This window comes from Vibrio sp. HM8-C (assembly GCF_058630515.1).
This window is the reverse complement of sequence record NZ_JBMMKS010000011.1, coordinates 84,451-103,471: the sequence shown is the minus strand read 5'-3', so window position 1 is coordinate 103,471 and position 19,021 is coordinate 84,451. Positions and strand designations below refer to the sequence as shown.

17 protein-coding genes are annotated in these 19,021 nt (G+C 43.7%); 3 read left to right on the top strand and 14 right to left on the bottom strand.

Annotated elements, in window-relative coordinates; all coding sequences use genetic code 11:
* Positions 1–212 precede the first annotated feature (212 nt).
* Positions 213–671, top strand: a complete 459-nt coding sequence (locus ACOSVQ_RS13735) for a DUF721 domain-containing protein (RefSeq protein ID WP_491983094.1) — start codon at positions 213–215, stop codon at positions 669–671.
* A gap of 86 nt (positions 672–757) precedes the next feature.
* Here the strand turns inward: ACOSVQ_RS13735 and lpxC are convergent, their stop codons facing one another.
* The 14 genes from lpxC to rsmH all read right to left on the bottom strand — a co-directional run bounded on the left by lpxC (position 758) and on the right by rsmH (position 17,389).
* Positions 758–1,675, bottom strand: coding sequence for a UDP-3-O-acyl-N-acetylglucosamine deacetylase (gene lpxC / locus ACOSVQ_RS13730; RefSeq protein ID WP_491983093.1), 918 nt, complete (start codon positions 1,673–1,675; stop codon positions 758–760).
* Between the two features lie 97 nt (positions 1,676–1,772).
* On the bottom strand, positions 1,773–2,984 hold the full coding sequence (ftsZ, locus tag ACOSVQ_RS13725; protein ID WP_491983092.1) for a cell division protein FtsZ: 1,212 nt from the start codon (positions 2,982–2,984) through the stop codon (positions 1,773–1,775).
* A 30-nt stretch (positions 2,985–3,014) separates the two neighbouring features.
* Positions 3,015–4,277, bottom strand: coding sequence for a cell division protein FtsA (gene ftsA, locus ACOSVQ_RS13720; protein ID WP_491983091.1), 1,263 nt, complete (start codon positions 4,275–4,277; stop codon positions 3,015–3,017).
* Positions 4,270–5,019 carry a cell division protein FtsQ/DivIB gene (locus ACOSVQ_RS13715; RefSeq protein WP_491983090.1) on the bottom strand — a complete coding sequence of 250 codons (750 nt, stop codon included), beginning with the start codon at positions 5,017–5,019 and terminating at the stop codon, positions 4,270–4,272. Before ACOSVQ_RS13715 ends, ftsA begins: the two co-directional genes overlap by 8 nt.
* 215 nt (positions 5,020–5,234) lie before the next feature.
* Complete coding sequence (gene murC / locus ACOSVQ_RS13710; protein WP_491983089.1) at positions 5,235–6,695, bottom strand: UDP-N-acetylmuramate--L-alanine ligase; 1,461 nt, start codon at positions 6,693–6,695, stop codon at positions 5,235–5,237.
* 10 nt (positions 6,696–6,705) lie between these two features.
* Positions 6,706–7,770, bottom strand: a complete 1,065-nt coding sequence (gene murG / locus ACOSVQ_RS13705; RefSeq protein ID WP_491983088.1) for an undecaprenyldiphospho-muramoylpentapeptide beta-N-acetylglucosaminyltransferase — start codon at positions 7,768–7,770, stop codon at positions 6,706–6,708.
* Positions 7,760–8,950, bottom strand: coding sequence for a cell division protein FtsW (gene ftsW, locus ACOSVQ_RS13700; protein WP_491983087.1), 1,191 nt, complete (start codon positions 8,948–8,950; stop codon positions 7,760–7,762). The genes murG and ftsW overlap by 11 nt, the downstream gene beginning before the upstream one ends.
* Before the next feature lie 28 nt (positions 8,951–8,978).
* Positions 8,979–10,316 (bottom strand): UDP-N-acetylmuramoyl-L-alanine--D-glutamate ligase, encoded by a 1,338-nt coding sequence (murD, locus tag ACOSVQ_RS13695; protein ID WP_491983086.1) that lies wholly within the window; start codon positions 10,314–10,316, stop codon positions 8,979–8,981.
* A 74-nt stretch (positions 10,317–10,390) separates the two neighbouring features.
* Complete coding sequence (gene mraY, locus ACOSVQ_RS13690) at positions 10,391–11,473, bottom strand: phospho-N-acetylmuramoyl-pentapeptide-transferase (protein ID WP_491983085.1); 1,083 nt, start codon at positions 11,471–11,473, stop codon at positions 10,391–10,393.
* The gene (gene murF, locus ACOSVQ_RS13685) at positions 11,470–12,831 is read right to left on the bottom strand and encodes a UDP-N-acetylmuramoyl-tripeptide--D-alanyl-D-alanine ligase (protein WP_491983084.1); all 1,362 of its coding nucleotides are present in this window, start codon (positions 12,829–12,831) and stop codon (positions 11,470–11,472) included. Before murF ends, mraY begins: the two co-directional genes overlap by 4 nt.
* The gene (murE, locus tag ACOSVQ_RS13680; protein ID WP_491983083.1) at positions 12,828–14,312 is read right to left on the bottom strand and encodes a UDP-N-acetylmuramoyl-L-alanyl-D-glutamate--2,6-diaminopimelate ligase; all 1,485 of its coding nucleotides are present in this window, start codon (positions 14,310–14,312) and stop codon (positions 12,828–12,830) included. The genes murF and murE overlap by 4 nt, the downstream gene beginning before the upstream one ends.
* Positions 14,313–14,359: 47 nt before the next feature.
* Entirely contained in the window at positions 14,360–16,117 is a 1,758-nt protein-coding gene (locus tag ACOSVQ_RS13675) for a penicillin-binding transpeptidase domain-containing protein (RefSeq protein WP_491983082.1), read from the bottom strand.
* On the bottom strand, positions 16,114–16,431 hold the full coding sequence (gene ftsL / locus ACOSVQ_RS13670; RefSeq protein ID WP_491983081.1) for a cell division protein FtsL: 318 nt from the start codon (positions 16,429–16,431) through the stop codon (positions 16,114–16,116). Before ftsL ends, ACOSVQ_RS13675 begins: the two co-directional genes overlap by 4 nt.
* A 7-nt stretch (positions 16,432–16,438) precedes the next feature.
* Positions 16,439–17,389: a 16S rRNA (cytosine(1402)-N(4))-methyltransferase RsmH gene (rsmH, locus tag ACOSVQ_RS13665; RefSeq protein WP_491983080.1), complete on the bottom strand. Its 951-nt coding sequence runs from the start codon at positions 17,387–17,389 to the stop codon at positions 16,439–16,441.
* 506 nt (positions 17,390–17,895) lie between these two features.
* On the opposite strand from rsmH, the gene ACOSVQ_RS13660 reads away from it, so the two are divergent.
* Together ACOSVQ_RS13660 and ACOSVQ_RS13655 are read left to right on the top strand one after the other, a co-directional pair.
* Positions 17,896–18,552, top strand: coding sequence for a recombinase family protein (locus ACOSVQ_RS13660; RefSeq protein ID WP_491983079.1), 657 nt, complete (start codon positions 17,896–17,898; stop codon positions 18,550–18,552).
* A 23-nt stretch (positions 18,553–18,575) separates the two neighbouring features.
* Positions 18,576–18,983 (top strand): hypothetical protein, encoded by a 408-nt coding sequence (locus ACOSVQ_RS13655; protein WP_491983078.1) that lies wholly within the window; start codon positions 18,576–18,578, stop codon positions 18,981–18,983.
* Positions 18,984–19,021 lie beyond the last annotated feature (38 nt).

The following is a 19,021-nucleotide window of genomic DNA, read 5'->3' as shown; positions in this document are numbered from 1 at the left end:
AGACACTAAATTTATTAAGTGGCGCATAGTTTAAGTAATTTTTCGTTCAACAACCAATAACATTAGTGGTTGATGGCTCTTAGCTTTGTATTTTGTGCACTAAGCCTAATGTTTTAAGGTATTTGAAACCTAATAATCTCTAATTAATCGCTCGTTTCAGTCAACAATAAATCGTTATAGAATGTCGCTGAGCTTTATAAAAGGAGTGCGGAATGCGAGATCATCGCCCCACAACGACAGATGAATTGATTGAGTCATCTCGGCTAAGTAAGTTACAACAGCACGCAAAAGAGATCATCCAGATCAACCTAATATTGCAAACACACCTGCCCAAAGGGATTGAGCCGCATATTAGAGCGGCAAATATTCGCGGTGGACATTTAGTATTGGAAGCGGCAAGTGCATCGATCAAGATGAAGGTAGATTATGATCGACTCAATATTCTCAACCAATTAAGAAACCAAGGTTTTGGTAAGTTGATCAGCATTGAAATTAAGATCAACCCAGCGATTTATCGCACCAAAACAGGTTCAACAGAGGATCAAAAAGAGGCAATTCCTCGCCCCCCTCTTTCGGAAAATGCCGCATCATCCCTACTGATGATCGCTCAGAATGCCAATCCTAAGGTAAAACAACGCTTAGAAAACATCGCTAAGCTAGCAAAGAAATAGTATTTCGAAAGTTACACTAACTTTCTCTTTCGACAGATATAAAAAAAGCCAGACTTAGTCTGGCTTTTTAGAATCTTCAAATTGTCTTACGCTAGAACCATGTTTGGGTCTGCAAACGCTACTGGTGAACCCACTTCCTCTTCGAAAGTCGCCCATTCCCAAGCTTCTTGATCCGCCAATACTTTACGAAGTAGTTGGTTATTCAGACCATGACCTGATTTGTAAGCACTAAACTCACCAACAATTGCGTGACCACACATGTATAAGTCACCAATTGCATCAAGTACCTTGTGAGTAACGAATTCGTTAGCGAAACGTAGACCTTCTTCGTTAAGGATACGGTAATCATCCAAAACGATAGCACAGTCAAAGCTACCACCTAAACATAGGTTTTGTGATTGCAAGTATTCGATATCACGCATGAAACCAAAAGTACGAGCTCGTGAAATCTCTTTGATAAAACCTTGAGTTGAAAAATCAAACACTAAGCGTTGATCGTCACCATCGATTGCAGGGTGATCAAACTCAATTTGGAAATCCATTTTGAAGCCATTGTGTGGACGCATTTCTGCCCACTTATCACCATCTTCAAAACGAACAGGTTTCTTAATACGGATGAATCGCTTAGCTGCATTTTGTGTTTCGATACCCGCTTGTTGTAGTAGGTATACGAATGGGCTTGCGCTGCCATCCATAATTGGAATTTCAGGTGCATCCACTTCGATAATAACGTTATCAATACCCATACCAGCCAGAGCCGCACTTAAGTGCTCTACAGTAGAGATACGAACGCCTTCATCGTTAACCAATGCTGTACAAAGCATTGTGTCACGTACAGCTTCTGGGTCAGCTGGAAAATCAACTGGTGGATTTACGTCTGTACGACGGTAAATAATACCTGTGTTTGCAGCGGCTGGGCGAAGAGTAAGTGTGACTTTACGACCAGAGTGGAGACCCACACCAGTAGTTTTCACTATCTCTTTCAGAGTACGTTGTCTGATCATCTGCTTGCCTCTAAATCAATGCCACAAAGCTCGGTCGGTAACTTTACCGACCGACATATTACCAAAATTTTGAACACTGTCAAATTGTGGCGGTATTTTAATCAGCCTGACGACGTAAAAATGCAGGTATATCCAAGTATCCGCTCTCTTTTTCTGGCTTAGGTGCAACATTTTGCCCTTGGCCCGAAGAAGAGATATTTGACGTCGGTGAAGGCTGTACTTTTACTTCTGTCTTTTCATGCAAAGGCTGTGCCGGCTTTTCTTCCACTTTAGCTGCAACAGCAACTTGTGGTTGAACGACTGGTGCAACTTTCGCTTTACCGCCTGCTACTAGAGTAATGTCTGGCTTTCTTTCGTTGCCAATACCCGTTGCAACAACCGTTACGCGAATTTCATCAGCCATATCTGGATCTAGTGATGTACCGATAACAACAGTTGCATTGTCAGAAGCAAACGCTTTAACAGTGTTACCAACCGTTTCGAACTCATCTAGTCTCATATCCAGACCAGCGGTGATGTTAACCAATACGCCACGAGCGCCTGCAAGATCAATATCTTCAAGTAGAGGACTTGAAATTGCCATTTCAGCAGCTTCTTCTGCGCGGTCTTCACCTTTAGCAATACCACTACCCATCATCGCGTGCCCCATCTCAGACATAACTGTACGTACGTCTGCGAAGTCCACGTTAATCATACCTGGGCGAGTGATTAGCTCTGCAATCCCTTGTACTGCATTTTTAAGTACGTCATTCGCGCTAGCAAAGGCTTCAAGTAAAGTGATACCACGACCCAGTACTTTCAACAGTTTTTCGTTTGGAATAGTAATTAAAGAGTCCACGTGTTTAGACAGCTCTTCAATTCCCTGTTCAGCAAACGCAAGACGTTTTTTACCTTCAAAGCTAAATGGTTTAGTCACTACAGCAACCGTTAAGATGCCCAGTTCTTTTGCCACTTCAGCAATGACAGGAGCAGCACCAGTACCGGTACCGCCGCCCATACCAGCTGCGATAAACACCATATCGGCGCCAGCTAGTAATTCTTTAATTCTATCTCGGCTTTCTAGAGCTGCATCACGTCCCACTTGAGGGTTAGCACCCGCCCCCAAACCTTTAGTGATATCACCACCGATTTGAATGACGCTGCTTACGCTGGTTTTGCGAAGTGCTTGTGCATCCGTGTTGATACTGATGAATTCCACGCCTTCAATGGACTCACGCACCATATGTTCAACAGCGTTACCGCCGCCGCCACCAACTCCAACAACTTTAATTACCGCGTCGTCAGACATTTCCATCATCGGTTCAAACATGTGTTATCTCCGTTTTTCCTGCAACTCAGGTTAAAACTCTTTTTGTATCCAATTACGCAAACGACTAATTACACTAGACACTGACTGGCGCTTAGGCTCTTGAAACTCAATGTCGTCATTAATTTGACTGTCTTTGGCGTAATGAAGTAAACCAACTGCCGTAGAATGATACGGCTCTTTAACGTAATCAGTAAGCCCACTCACTTCGAGAGGCTTACCTACCCTAACTTGATTGCGGAATACGCGTTCAGCACATTCCACTAAGCCTTCTATTTGCGAAGCACCACCAGTTAAAACTACACCTGCAGCTAAATGATGTTTAATGCCTTCTTTTCGCAAGTTCTCTTGGACAGTATCTATGGTCTGGTTAACTAAGCCCATTAACTCAGTGTAGCGAGGCTCAATCACTTCCGACAAGGTTTGACGTTGTAAACTTCGTGATGGTCTACCGCCAACACTAGGTACGTTTACTGTGTCATCCTTACTAACCAACTCACTTAACGCGCAACCGTACTTAACTTTTATTTCTTCAGCGTCGTTTACAGGTGTACCAAAAGCAAACGCTATATCGCTTGTTACTGCATTGCCCGCATATGAGAATACTTCTGTATGTCTTAAAGCACCACCAGTCCAAATAGCGATATCCATCGTACCTGCACCAATGTCAATAACACATACACCAAGCTCTCGCTCATCTTCAGTAATAACAGCATTACTTGCCGCCAATCCTGAATACACTAACTGCTCAACTTTCAAACCGCAACGTTCAACAGCTTTAATAATATTTCTCGCCATATCGCTATGGCAGGTAATCAAGTGCACGCTAACTTCCATGCGCACTCCAGATAATCCTAGCGGATTTTTTATACCTTCTTGATAATCAATCGTAAATTCTTGAGGAATAACATGCAAAATACGTTGTTCCTCACTTATTTTGATCGACTTCGCGGTATGAATAGCACGATCCATATCTTCTTGGGAAACTTCCCCTTCAGAAATAGTGCCCATACCTTTTTCAATTCTGCTCGTAATGTGTCGACCAGAAATCGACAAGAATACATTACTAATTTGGCATTCCGCCATTAATTCAGCCTGATCTACTGCACGCTGAACTGATTTAACCACCGATTCCAGATCGTTTACGCCGCCCTTATCCATTCCTCTGGATGGGCTTGTACCTGCGCCAATAATATTAATTTGACCATCAGGAAGTAGTTCACCAACTAAAGCTGAAACGGTGGCAGTACCTATATCGAGACCAACAATTAATTTGTCATCAGCTGTTTTACTCATCTGTGCTCTCTTGCGCTAATTCTTGATCAGGAAACCAACCAACGGCCGCTCCGGTATCGTATCTGAGATCGATATAACTTACTCGTTCAGCATCATTACCTAGCTGCTTATAGAGTAAAAAGAAACGATTTATTCGCTCTTCTAAAGACTCTTTTCCTAATTCTAAGCGAATTCCGTTATCTAAAATAATTTGCCAAGCTCGACGCTCATTTAATACCAGAGAGGATATATTTAAGCCTATCTGCTGAAATTTAGGGCTGTATTCTTTCCAGATATTTAAAACTTCAGGTGCACTGCCATCTGGACCATATAGTTTTACGTGCTCTTCATTAACCTGAGCAATATCGCCATTAAAGACAATACCTTTATCATCGAGCAACGAATTACCATTCCAAATAGCTTTAACCTGATATTCGGTTAAAAATACTTTTATTGTATCTGGCCATTGTTTGCGGATTGAAGCATGAGATACCCAAGGTATTGACTGAGCGCTAGATTGCAGCTCATTAATATCCTGCGACATGAATGTGCCAATATGATCGAGCTGACCAAATGCACGTTGAACATCAAACGCGGATACGTATTGTAAGTCACCTTGCAAAACTATCTTCGAGAGCGGAAGTCTCTGTTCATCCCACATCCAACTGATCGTTGAATACAGCAAAAAGCCAACCAACAACATCACCAAAAGTAAAAAGCTACCACCTGCGATATGCTCTCGAACTAATGGTGAACGGGACATAATACGACCTTGAGAAAATGTACTATTTATCAAAGTTCGTTGTTCCTGTTGACGACTGGCAATTTAATTCCCTATTTCAATGTACAATAGAGGCAAAAGCAATAACTTTAACCTAAGGATTATACTGAGGACACTAAAAGTATCAAACACTCAAATAAATAAAACTGGTAGGAGTACCACCGAAATCACGAATGATACACCTATAAGCAACAAATTTAATATTTCTGCATCTTTTCAATATTCAATTGTAAAGATTGTAAGTGCTTGGCTACTTTGCCCACATCCCCTGCACCTTGAGTCAGAACTAGGTCACCATCTTGTAATACATTCGCTAGTACTGCTGGCAATGTTTTGTTGTCTGAAACAAAGATAGGATCAACTTTTCCTCGGCTACGAATAGTGCGGCAAAGAGAGCGTCCGTCCGCGCCAGCAATAGGTTTTTCACCTGCTGAATAAACATCCAACATAATCAATACGTCGACCTGCTCCAGCACATTAGCAAAATCATCATAAAGGTCGCGAGTACGTGTATAGCGGTGTGGTTGGAAAACCATAACCAAACGCTTGTCAGCCCAACCACTACGAGCCGCTTTAATGGTTACATCCACCTCTGTTGGGTGATGACCATAATCATCTACCAACATAGCCATACCATTACCTGTTTCGAACTCACCGAGGTGGTCAAACCGACGACCTGTACCTTGAGTACTGATCAACGCTTTCAAAATTGCTTCATCGCTGATGTCATCTTCTGTTGCAACGGCAATCGCTGCTGAAGCATTTAGTGCATTGTGGCGACCTGGAATATTTAGAGTGATATCCAAGTTTTCTTTACCTTGGCGAACAACGGTGAACTTCCCTTGTTGCCCCTGCTGACGGTAGTTTTCAATACGAACATCAGCATCATCAGAGAAACCATAAGTGATTACTTGACGGCTAATACGTGGAATCAACTCACGAACCACTGGATCATCAATGCAAACAATTGCTTGACCATAAAATGGCAAGTTGTGCATAAAATCGACAAATGTTTGTTTCAACGTTTCGAAGTCACCGCCATAGGTATCCATATGGTCCGCTTCAATGTTGGTTACAATCGTTGCCATTGGTTGCAAATGTAAGAATGAAGCATCGCTTTCATCAGCTTCTGCAATCAATACGCGGCTAGAACCTAAGCGTGCGTTAGTACCTGCACTTTTAACCAAACCACCATTAACAAATGTTGGATCCATCCCAGCTTCAGAATAGATTTGTGTCACTAACGCCGTAGTCGTTGTTTTGCCGTGCGTGCCTGCCACAGCAATACCGTGACGGAAACGCATCAGCTCAGCCAACATTTCAGCGCGACGAACAATGGGTATACGCTTTTCGCGAGCGGCTTGAATTTCAGGGTTTTGTTCGTTGATCGCCGTTGATACGACCACAACACTCGCTTGATCAATATTCGACTCTTGATGACCGATAAATACCGTTGCTCCGATACTTTCTAGACGCTCAGTTACCGCATTCGCAGAAATATCAGAACCTGTTATTTGATAACCTTCATTTAGCAAAACCTCGGCTATGCCACTCATACCTGCACCACCGATACCGATAAAGTGAATGCATTTAACTCGGCGCATTTCAGGCACCATTGCTCGGATTTGAGCTAAGTCTTGAGTATGTTTGATCTTCATGAATAGGTTCTCATTTCTCAGTAATAGCGATAATGGCGTCAGCAACCACTTGGTCTGCATCTAATTTAGCTGCTTGACGGGCTTTATTGGCCATATCTAATAATTGGGTACGTTCGAGCTCTGCTATAGTTTGTGTCAGCTTTTCAACCGTCAATTGCGGTTGTTCTATCATTTTTGCCGCACCACACTCGACTAAATGATCTGCATTCAATGCTTGCTGTCTATCTTTGTGCATGAACGGAATAAAAATAGCTGCAACACCAGCAGCTGAGACTTCAGAAACCGTTAACGCTCCAGAGCGGCAAACTAACAAATCTGCCCATGCGTATGCTTGCGCTACATCATCTATAAATTCAGTTACTTGGTAGTTTTTGGCACCTGATGCTTGGTAGGCTTGTTCTACTTCCGGCTGATTATCTTTACCAGCCTGATGACGAACTTCGTAGCCTTCGCCTAATTGTGCCATGACATCAGGCAGAGTTTGGTTAAGGATTCTTGCACCTTGGCTTCCACCCATGACAAGCACACGAATAGCCCCATTTCTCTCAGCAAGACGTTGATTTGGCTCTGACAGTTCCACCACATCGGTACGAACAGGGTTTCCAACCACAGGCGCATTCGGAAATGCACCTTTAAAAGCCTGAAACACTCGCGATGCAATTTTCGATAACCACTGATTGGTTAAACCTGCTACCGCATTCTGTTCATGTAAAACAACAGGAATTCCTTGAATCCATGCAGCAACGCCGCCCGGACCACTGACGTATCCACCCATGCCAAGTACTGCATCTGGCTGCCATGCTTTGATATGGCGACGAGCTTGCATAATGGCATTGATGATTTGGAAAGGCGCTTTGATCAGACGAGTGATACCTTGCCCACGTAAGCCTTTTACACGAATGAAATCAATCTCAATACCATGTTTCGGCACTAAGTCTGCTTCCATACGGTCAGCTGTGCCTAACCAACGAATTTCCCATCCTTGCTGCTGAAGCTTTTTAGCTACAGCTAATCCAGGGAAAACATGACCGCCGGTACCACCAGCCATCACCATTAAACGTTTCTTATTCTTCATCAGCCATTTCTTCTAACTGTCGAACTCGCTCTACTCGGCATTCATGATCGATGCGAAGCAAAATAGATACTGCCACAGACATAACAATTAAACTGGAACCACCATAACTTATCAGCGGTAAAGTAAGACCTTTTGTTGGCACCATACCAGCGGCGGCACCAACGTTCACCAGCGTTTGGAACGCAAACCAAATGCTAATTCCCAGAGCAAGATAACCACCAAACTGATGATCATGCTCAAATGCTTTCTTGCCGATAAACGCAGCTTTCAGAACCAGACTAAAAATCAGCGTTAAAATTAGTATGACACCGACAAACCCCAGTTCTTCTCCGACAACTGCAAATACAAAGTCGGTATGCGCTTCAGGTAAATATTCAAGTTTTTGAATCGAGTTACCTAAACCTTGACCAAACCACTCACCACGACCAAACGCCATCAATGATTGAGTTAACTGATAACCACTACCAAAAGGGTCATCCCAAGGATCAAGGAAAGAGGTCACGCGGCGTATACGGTATGGCTCTGCGGCAATAAGACCAACAATCACTAAAATCCCCGCCACCATTAAAGCGAGGAACTGAGATAGCTTTGCGCCTGCAATAAATAGCATGCCAAACAAAGTCACCAGCATCACAACCACAGTACCTAAGTCAGGTTGTAGTAGCAGCAATACGGCTAGCGCCATAAACACCAAAATCGGTTTAATGAAGCCGCCAAAGAAAGTCTCTCGCACTTCGTCTTGCTTACGAACTAAATAGCCTGACATAAAAATAAACAAAGAGAGTTTCGCGACCTCAGCGGGTTGTAAGTTGAACAGTCCTAAAGGGATCCAACGTGAAGCACCATTAACCGATTTGCCGCCAACTAATACCACCACCAGCAACAGGAAAGAGACTGCCAGTAATACCGAGCTGTATTGAGACCAACGCTGCATTGGTATTCGCAATATGACTGACGAAACCATTAACGCCAATAGCAAAAAGACTGCATGACGAAACATAAAATGGAACGGCTGATCTGTGAGTCTTGAACTGATTGGAAACGACGCTGATGTCACCATCACAAGACCAATCAACATTAAACCTAATGCTATCCAGACGAGTTGGCGATCAAACAGAGCCTCTGGTGAAGGAGTTCTTAGCCATTTATGAATAGAATTTATTGGTTTAAATCGTCCCAAAACATTACCTTTCGACTATGCGAATTATTTACACAGAAACTTTATCTGCAAATTGTTTTGCCAGAGCGGCAAACTGCTCACCTCTGTCCATAAAGTTTTTAAACTGATCCATGCTGGCACAAGCAGGAGACAATAACACCATGTCACCGTGTGCAAGCTCATTACTGACGGCTTTTACTAGCTGCTCCATCGTATCAAAACGGCGCGCTGACGGATGAAGAGGCATAAACTGATCGCCATCTTTACCGAAGCAGCAAAGCTTTAGCGGTAATGTTTCGAATACAGGCTTGAGTGAAGAGAAATCTGCACCTTTACCTAAACCACCCACCAGCAGATACAGATTACCTTTCAAAGAAAGTCCCGATAGAGCTGCCAAGGTACTTGCAACGTTGGTTGCTTTGGAATCATTAACCCACTTAACACCATGTTTGTCTTCAACCACCTGACAACGATGCGTCAATCCGGTGTAAGACTTTAGAGCGTTCAACAGAGAAACACTGTATTCAATACCCGCAGCTTTCAGCAGAGCAAGAACCGTTAATACGTTTGCAACGTTATGGCGCCCAACTAGGCTCAGTTCAGTTGAAGGTAGTACTGCTGTATCACCAGCCATTAACCACTCTTGACCTTGGTGCTGTTGAGTGTAGAAATCCGCCGGATTTTCTAAACCAAAGCTGAGCAGCTCGGTACTTTTTGAATCTGGATAGGTTTGGCGGTCATCGGCATTAACAACCAATGTTTCAGTATGCTCAAAAATGCGTAGTTTAGCCTGACGGTAAGATTCCATCCCGTCATAGCGATCCATATGATCTTCAGAAAGATTTAAAAACGCTGCGGCTTTAAGGTTTAGATTCGAAGTCGTTTCAAGCTGAAAACTAGAAAGTTCAAGCACATAAAGATCAGAATCTTCAGAAAGTAAATCGAGTGCTGGTACACCGATATTGCCACCAATAAAGGTTTTTAAACCAGCGGCATTACCCAACACACCCATCAGGTCAGTAACGGTACTTTTGCCGTTTGAGCCTGTAATCGCGACCACTGGTTTTTCAACGTGCCAAGCGAAAAGCTCAATATCACCGACAACAGGAATGTTCGCAGCGATAGCTTGTTGAATTTGTGGTGTTGCCAAGGCAATACCCGGATTTGCCACAATCAAATCAGAAGCTAACAACCAATCCACATTCCAGCCACCGCTATGCAGAGCAACGTCTTGCGGCAGTTGCTCCTTGCTTGGCGGATTATCGCGAGTATCAATCACTTTCACCTCAATTTGAGGATGAAATTTTCTAAGATAATTAACGACAGAGAGCCCGGTAATACCGAGCCCTACGACCACAACATGCTGAATGCCTTGCCAACGGTCCATTTTAAATCCATATCCTTCGGGGATATTCCCCAATCATTATTTCTGTTTAGCTTTAAACTAACGGACTTTAGCTATTAACGTACTTTAAGAGTCGCTAAGCCAATTAAAACCAACACAATTGAGATGATCCAAAAACGCACAATAACGCGCGGCTCTGGCCAGCCTTTAAGTTCATAGTGATGGTGAATTGGTGCCATACGGAAAATACGTTGACCACGCAGTTTGTATGAACCAACCTGCAATATTACAGAGATAGTTTCCATCACGAAAACACCGCCCATGATGACTAACACAAATTCTTGACGAACCAGCACAGCGATAGTACCGAGCGCACCACCAAGAGCAAGTGAACCTACATCGCCCATAAACACTTGTGCTGGATAGGTGTTAAACCATAGGAAGCCTAAACCCGCCCCAACAATCGCAGTACAAACCACCACCAGTTCCGAGGTGTAAGGGATATAAGGAATATGAAGGTAGTTAGCAAAGTTAACGTTACCTGTCGCCCATGCAATCACACCGAAACCAGCTGAAACAAGAACGGTCGGCATGATCGCCAATCCATCTAAGCCATCGGTTAAGTTAACAGCGTTACTGGTACCAACAATCACAAAGTAAGTCAGAACGATATAAAGCATACCAAGCTGCGGCATGATGTCCTTAAAGAAAGGCACCACCAGCTGAGTTGCAGCCGTATCTTTACCATGTGCATAAAGTGCAAAAGCCACAACCAAGGCAATTGTTGATTGCCAGAAGTATTTCCAGCGAGCAATCAAACCGTCAGTATTCTTACGCACCACTTTACGGTAGTCATCAACAAAACCGACTGCGCCATAACCACCAAGAACAGCCAATACAGCCCAGACATAAGGGTTCGACAAATCAGCCCAAAGTAGAACAGTGGCAAAAATAGAAGCCAAAATCATCACACCGCCCATAGTCGGTGTTCCACGCTTACTAAAGTGCGATTCAGGTCCGTCATTACGAACGACTTGACCAATTTGTAGAAGTTGTAAGCGCTTAATTAAGTGAGGTCCCATCCATAACGACAACGCAAGTGCCGTTAAGATGCTCACAATTGCTCGAAACGATAGGTATTCGAACAAACGAAAAAACGAAAAATATGGCTGGAGTAATTCCGCTAGCCAAATAATCATGAGTACTTCTCCTTAAGAGCAGCAGCAATCTTACTCATACCCGCACTATTAGCCCCTTTGACTAACAACACGTGAGAACGATCCTGTTGTTGTGCTAATTCCTGCTCGATAAAACTGATCATCTCTTGATGACTGTCAAAGTGTTTACCATGGCAAACCTCGCTAATTACTTTTGCATCAGCGCCATAGGTCAAAACAAATTCAAAATTGAATGGTGCTGCATGTTCACCGACTTGTTGGTGAAGTGCAAGACTTTCGTTACCCAACTCCGCCATATTGCCTAAAATTAACCAACGGCTGTCAGAAAAACTCGCCAACAAGTCTACCGCAGCCTTCATAGCTGGAACACTCGCATTGTAGCTATCATCAATTAAGGTGATATTTTCAGTCAACGTTTCAACATCAACTCGGCCTTTCACCTTAGGTAGATGAGCCAAACCGTATTGAATTTCGTCTAAAGTCGCGCCCATTTCAATCGCCAGAGCAGATGCTGCTAATGCATTAGAAACGTTATGTTGACCGATGATATTCAAAGCAATGTGGGCTTCACCAATCGGTGTCACCATATTAAATGAAGTTCGTCCCGCTTGATCTAACTGAATGTTGTTAGCGTAGAAATCCGCTTCGCTATTGATGGATGAAAAGGTTTTCACCGTTTTGTCTGCTAGTACCGGTTGCCAGATTTCGCCACCATTACTTTCAAGGTTCACTATCGCCGTACTTGCCGATGATAAGCCTTGATAAATTTCGCCTTTAGCCTGTTTTACGCCATCGATAGAGCCAAAGCCTTCTAAGTGAGCCGCTGCCACATTGTTGACTAAAGCCACATCCGGTTTAACTAGCTCTGTGGTATAGGCAATTTCGCCAATATGGTTAGCACCAAGTTCGATAACAGCAAAGTCATCTTGCTCTGTTGAACGCAGCAGAGTCAGAGGTACACCAATATCGTTGTTGAAGTTTCCAGCGGTAAAAAGAACCTGTCCTTTAGATGACAAGATACTCGCCACCATTTCTTTCACTGTGGTTTTACCGCAACTACCGGTAATCGCCACCGTAGGTGTAGCACACACTTGGTGAACCCAAGAACCGAGTTTCCCCAAAGCCAATTTAGTATTGGAAACAATTAATTGTGGTAAATCGACATCTAGCTCACGTTCAACCAATAGCGCTTTAGCGCCTTTCTCCACAGCTTGCTGTGCAAAATCATGAGCATCAAAACGCTCACCAACTAAAGCCACAAACAGAGCATTCTCAGGCACATTACGAGTGTCTGTGGTAACGGCTTCAATATCGAGATCTTCGCCAACTAAACGCGCACTCAGTACATCACTTAATTGGGATAACGAAGTTTTAATCATAATGCTAACCCTAATAAAGTTTGAGCAGACTCTCTGTCTGAGTAATGGATAGTTTCATTCGCCATGACTTGGTAATCTTCATGACCTTTCCCTGCCAACAAGATAATGTCATCAGTACCAGCATTATCAACCGCAAATTTTGCAGCCAAATAACGGCTGTGCTCAATTTGAGCGGCGTCGGGATGGTCTAATCCAGCTAACATATCCTGCACGATAGCCGCAGGATCTTCACTACGAGGATTGTCATCAGTGAGAATGACGCGATCGGCAAACTTTTCAGCTATCGACGCCATCATTGGGCGTTTGCCTTTATCACGATCACCACCACATCCAACGATTGCCCAAAGCTTACCGCTGCAATGAACTCGAAGAGCCAGCAAAGCTTTCTCCAATGCATCTGGGGTGTGTGCGTAATCCACAACCACTTTGGCTTTATTCGCTACTTGGAACAGCTCCATTCGACCAAGCACTGGTTTTAATTGTGGAGCGGTTTTGATTAGCTCTTGTTTCGCAAAGCCCAGCGATAACATTGCCGCAAAAGCTTGCATGACATTCGAAGCGTTAAACTCGCCGATCAGAGGGACATGCAGCTCTCCGTTACCCCAACTTCCATCAAAACCAAGAGTAATCCCAGTTTCTGCATAAGTAACTTGTGTAGCCCAAAGAGCACGTTCAGTTTTCGGTCTTGTTTTCAGTGAGATGCCAATCGCATGAGACAATTTGACACTCCACTCCAAACCAACTGCATCATCAATATTGATAATCGCATTGCGACATTGATGTTCAGTAAAAAGAGAGAACTTCGCTTTCGCGTACTCTTCCATCGTACCGTGGTAATCCAAATGATCACGGCTCAAGTTCGAAAATACACCGACATCAAAAGTAAGTTTTTTCACTCGCCCTTGCACCAGACCATGAGAAGAAACTTCCAAAGCAGTGAAAGCTGCGCCTTGTTCGGCAAGTTGATGTAACTGAGCTTGAATTTCAATCGCGCTGCCTGTGGTGTTTGCTGCGGGCTCTAGGTTCGCGAGAAAACCATTACCCGTTGTACCCATCACAGCCGCTTTTTCACCGAGTAAATCTATCCATTGAGCAATGAGCTGAGTAATGGTGGTTTTTCCATTAGTACCAGTCACCCCAACTAAACGACTCTGATGAGCGCCGTAAAGATTTCCGGCTAATTCAGACAAATGCAGATCCAGTTTCTCAATGTAAACAACGGGAACATCAGCTTTCCATTCAACGCTACCGTGGGTTTTGATTTGACATGCTTGAGCTAATACCGCATTCGCGCCACGCTCAATAGCCGTATCAATGTATTTTCTGCCGTCCACAGCATGACCAACGATGGCAACGAAAGTATCACCAGCGCGAATTTTTCGACTGTCTAGATCTAAATGGGTTACTGAGATATTGCCCCAAGCTGAATCCGCTTGAAGCCAAGGAGAGATAAGTTCAGATAAAGCCTTACTAGTGTTCATATTGGTTCTCACACTAACTTTCACATTAAGATGTTATTTTTAAACCGTTATTGTTGGAATCGATTTTCATCTGGAACGATGTTCAGGATTTGCAGAGCACCTTTCATGATCTCTGAAAATACAGGACCCGCTACGGCACCACCGTAATAAGAGTCACCTTGCGGCTCATTGACCATCACAACCAGAGAAATTCTGGGGTCACTGACTGGAGCAACACCTGCGGTGTAAGCAAAGTACTCATCACTGTAGCCACCAGCAATCGCTTTACGCGATGTACCTGATTTAGCTGCAATACGATATCCAGGCACAGCAGCTTGAACCGCAGTGCCACCCGGTTGAGTTACCGTTTCCAACATATCCAATACTTGTTTAGCATACTTGGCATCAACCACTCGATGAGCCAAATCTTGTTGGTGGCTGTCGATAATATGAATCGGCTGATAAACACCTAAGTTTCCGAGCGTCGCATAAGCATGTGCCAATTGAATTGGCGTGATTGCAAGGCCATAACCGAAGGCAAGCGTAGCAATTTCGAACTGTGACCAGCGATTACGGCTTGGGAAAATACCGGCTGTTTCACCGACTAGGTTTAAACCTGACATTTCACCCAAGCCAACAGAATTGTACATACCCAGCATGGCTTCGAGTGGCATTTGCAATGCAAGTTTTGCTACACCAACGTTACTCGATTTCTTCAAAATCATCTGAAGATCAGCTTTGCCCACTTTTGATGTATCACGAACGCGGCTACCACCAATCTGCATCACGCCATCACCGGTATCGATAATGGTATTTTTGTCGGCAATACCGTTCGCTAATGCTGCCAAAACCACAAAAGGTTTAACTGTTGAACCCGGCTCAAATGCATCGGTGATAACTCGGTTGCGCATTTTAAAACTTTGCCAGTCACTGCGGTTATTCGGGTTATATGATGGAGCATTAACCATGGCTAGAACGGCACCCGTTTTTACATCTAGCATCACAGCCGAAGCAGATGTTGCTCGGTAATCAGCCATTGCTTGTTTTACCGCACGAAACGCGATCGCTTGCAAACGTTGATCAATCGTCAATTGTAGTGGTTTTCCTTCTTCACTCTCTTCCAGTGAAATGTTTTCCACTACTCGGCCATATCTGTCTTTACGGATAATGCTTTTACCTGACTCACCAGTCAGCCATTTGTCGTAACTACGCTCTGCGCCTTCCAAACCGTGACCATCAATGCCGGTTACACCAATCAGGTGTGCGCTCACTTCACCCGCTGGATAGTAGCGGCGAGACTCAGCTTTAAGTCCAACTCCGTTAAGCTTTAACTCACGAATGTATTTCGCCATCGCAGGGCTTACTTGGCGTTGCAGATAGATAAAACGACGAGTGCTGTTATCAGAGATTTTTTTCAACAATGCATTGCGGTCTAACCCCAGCACATCTGCAAGAGCATGCCAGCGATCTTTCTCCTGCAAACCACCATTTTTAAATATAGCGACAGGATCTGCCCATACTGCTTCTACAGGGACACTTACAGCAATGGCTTCACCGTTTCTATCGGAAATAATGCCACGAGCAGAATGCAGTTCTTTGGCGCGAATGGAACGCATGTCCCCTTCACGAATTAAGTTGTCAGGTTCGATGACTTGGATAAAAGCGACACGACCAATAAGCGTCGCCATGGCGGCAAAAAGAAAGAATACCAGCAGATAAAAGCGCCAGCGGATAAATACGGGAGCTGGAATCGCTTCGTTGGAAGGCTTTGGTTTAGCGGTCGACTTGTTAGATTTAGATTTTGTTTGAACTGGCTTTTTTTTCATTTCAGGTTAACCACAACTTCCTTATCGGAATCTGGACGCTTCATTTCCAGATCTTTCTGAGCCAGTTCCTGAACTCGGCTGTGTTCAGCGAGGGCAGTTTCTTCGAGAATCAAATTTCGCCATTCATTATCCAACCTATCCCTTTCCATAAATGCCTGATCTTTTTCGGAAATAGCTTGGCGAGTGTGGTGGGTGGTAAATACAACCCCCATTGCACTCGCAAAGATCAAGATTAATAGCACTAACGGCACCCGACCTACAGTAAACAGGTCTACGACGATAATTTTGGCAAGGTTAGTTTTAGCTTGAGGCATAAATAAATCAAAGTTTCTCAGCAATTCGCAGAACAGAGCTACGTGAGCGTGGATTCATTTCAACTTCTTCAGACGTAGGCATAATCGCTTTACCGATAGCTTTCAAATTCGCACTACCTAGAGCTTTGATTTGGTCTTGAGTAAGAGGAATACCATGAGGTACTTCTGGACCTTTGCTCTCTTTACGAATAAAGCGTTTCACCATGCGGTCTTCCAAAGAGTGGAAACTGATCACAGACAAGCGACCTTCAGGAGCCAGAATTGAAGCAGCCCCTTTTAATGCTGTATCAATTTCTTCTAATTCACTGTTGATGTAAATACGAAAAGCTTGGAAAGAACGTGTCGCAGGGTGCTTTTTCTCTTTAAAACTTTTTGGCGCCGCTTCAGAGATTAACTTAGCAAGCTGGCTGGTTCGTGTTAGGGGCTCGTTCTCTTCATCTTCACGATAAGCCACTATCGCTTTAGCAATACGGCGAGCGTGTTTGTCTTCACCAAACTCACGAATCACCCAAGTAATGTCATCAAGGTCTGCTTCTAACAACCATTGTGATACAGGGATACCAGATGTTGGATCCATACGCATATCAAGCGGACCATCTTTCATAAAGCTGAAACCGCGCTCAGCGTCATCCAATTGAGGAGACGATACGCCTAAATCGAAAAGCACACCATCCACTTTGCCCACTAAATCATAACGAGCTGCATATTCAGCGATGCCAGAAAAAGGACCATGAACAATAGTAAAACGAGGATCATCAATCTTCTGCGCTTCTGCTATCGCCTGAGGATCACGGTCAATACTGTATAAGCGACCGTTTTCACCTAGCTTGGATAAGATTGTACGGCTGTGACCACCACGACCAAAAGTTCCATCAATATAGATACCATCAGGTTTGATAGCTAAGCCATCAATTGATTCATGAAGAAGTACAGAAATATGTTGGAAAGTATCAGTCATAAGTTTCTCGTTTTGCGGGTCAGCCCGTACATAATCATCCTGTAGTGTACCGAATTCTTACACTACTGCTACCCATAAGCACTGGTAGGGCGTGACATTGCACTAAGTTTAGTGGTTTTGCTGTCGTCTAAGTCAATATAAAGCAAAAAACCCATCATAACGAGGTAGTTATGATGGGTCTGAAATAGGTGGAGTCGACGTATAAGCCGAGTCTCACAGCAATCTATTCATTGCTCATCAGGGCGCGGAGTCTAACACACTTCAGATTTGTTTCTCAATTTGTTACACAGTTAGTAACACAGGTTATCCAACATCCCTCCTTCCAGACGATAAGCGCAGCACCTCAATATTTGCGCTCCACTAGCAATTTCGCAACAGTTCGATTTGGGTATACCTCAATCAAACCAATCTCACAGTTTTGAAAACTCAATAAAATCAATTATCGAACCACCTATAAGAGACTGGTATTATCGAACCAATTAAAACGAACCGAAAAATTTTGAATCATGTTTATTAGAGCTTACCTCCGAGCATCAACTAAAGAACAAGACGCAAACCGAGCAATGGAATTACTGAATCAATTTGTTCAGGACAAAGGCAACGGAAAGAAGATTGCAAAAGCATATGTCGAGAATGCGTCCGGCACAAAAGAAGAGCGACCAAAACTAGAGGAGTTATTAAGCGACTCTCACGAGGGAGACATTCTTCTAATAGAAAAGATGGACAGACTAACGCGCCTCCCATGGAAACAATGGGAAACTTTAGAGCAACGCATTCATGGTAAAGGATTACGTATTGTCGTAATGGATCAAGTGATGACACATCCGGCATTACTTGAAGAACAGGGAGCTATATCACCAATTCAAGAAGCTCTTACAAAATTTATGCTCAACTTAGGCGCGGCTATGGCTCGCGATGACTACGAAACTCGCGAGAGACGCAGAAATCAGGGAATCAACAAAGCTAAGGCAATTGATGAAGAACTTCAACGCAAAGGTGCATCACCAATTAAATACAAAGGAAGACGGGCTGATGATGAGCGTAATAACCATATTCGTTCCTTACTAGAAACGGGGCACTCATATACAAAGATACAAGAAATGCTTAAGTGTTCACGCTCTACGATTGCTCGCGTACGCCATATGATGAACGAAGATGAATAGCCGACTAATAGAGGAAGACAAGAATGTATCAGTTTAACTTCAGCTATAAAGCAAATGATAAACATCTCACAGTAACAGTTACCGATACCAAGTCTAACCAAGCGGTAGAGATTTTAGACTATTGGCATTTAAGCGGCTCTCGTTTCGACTTTAGCCAAAGAAAAGCCGAACATGTAACAACATGGCGTGAAAATGAAGAACCTCTCACCAGATTAGAAAGTTTCTCGGCAGCCGCTCGGCTTGCGTTCGTTCTATCGCTATCGTATGAAGAGCAGCTCAAGTACTCAGTCAGTGAGGTAGAAGAGGACGATGTGTTGTGGTTGTTCGACGACATCAACAAACAGTATTCGATAAGCAGCGGACAGCTAGATCCGCTGAACCCATACATAGATTTTCATTCAGACGCAGCAACCCCTCAATATTGCCACTAATAAAACACCTACTTCATGACATACAGCCGGGCAATGCA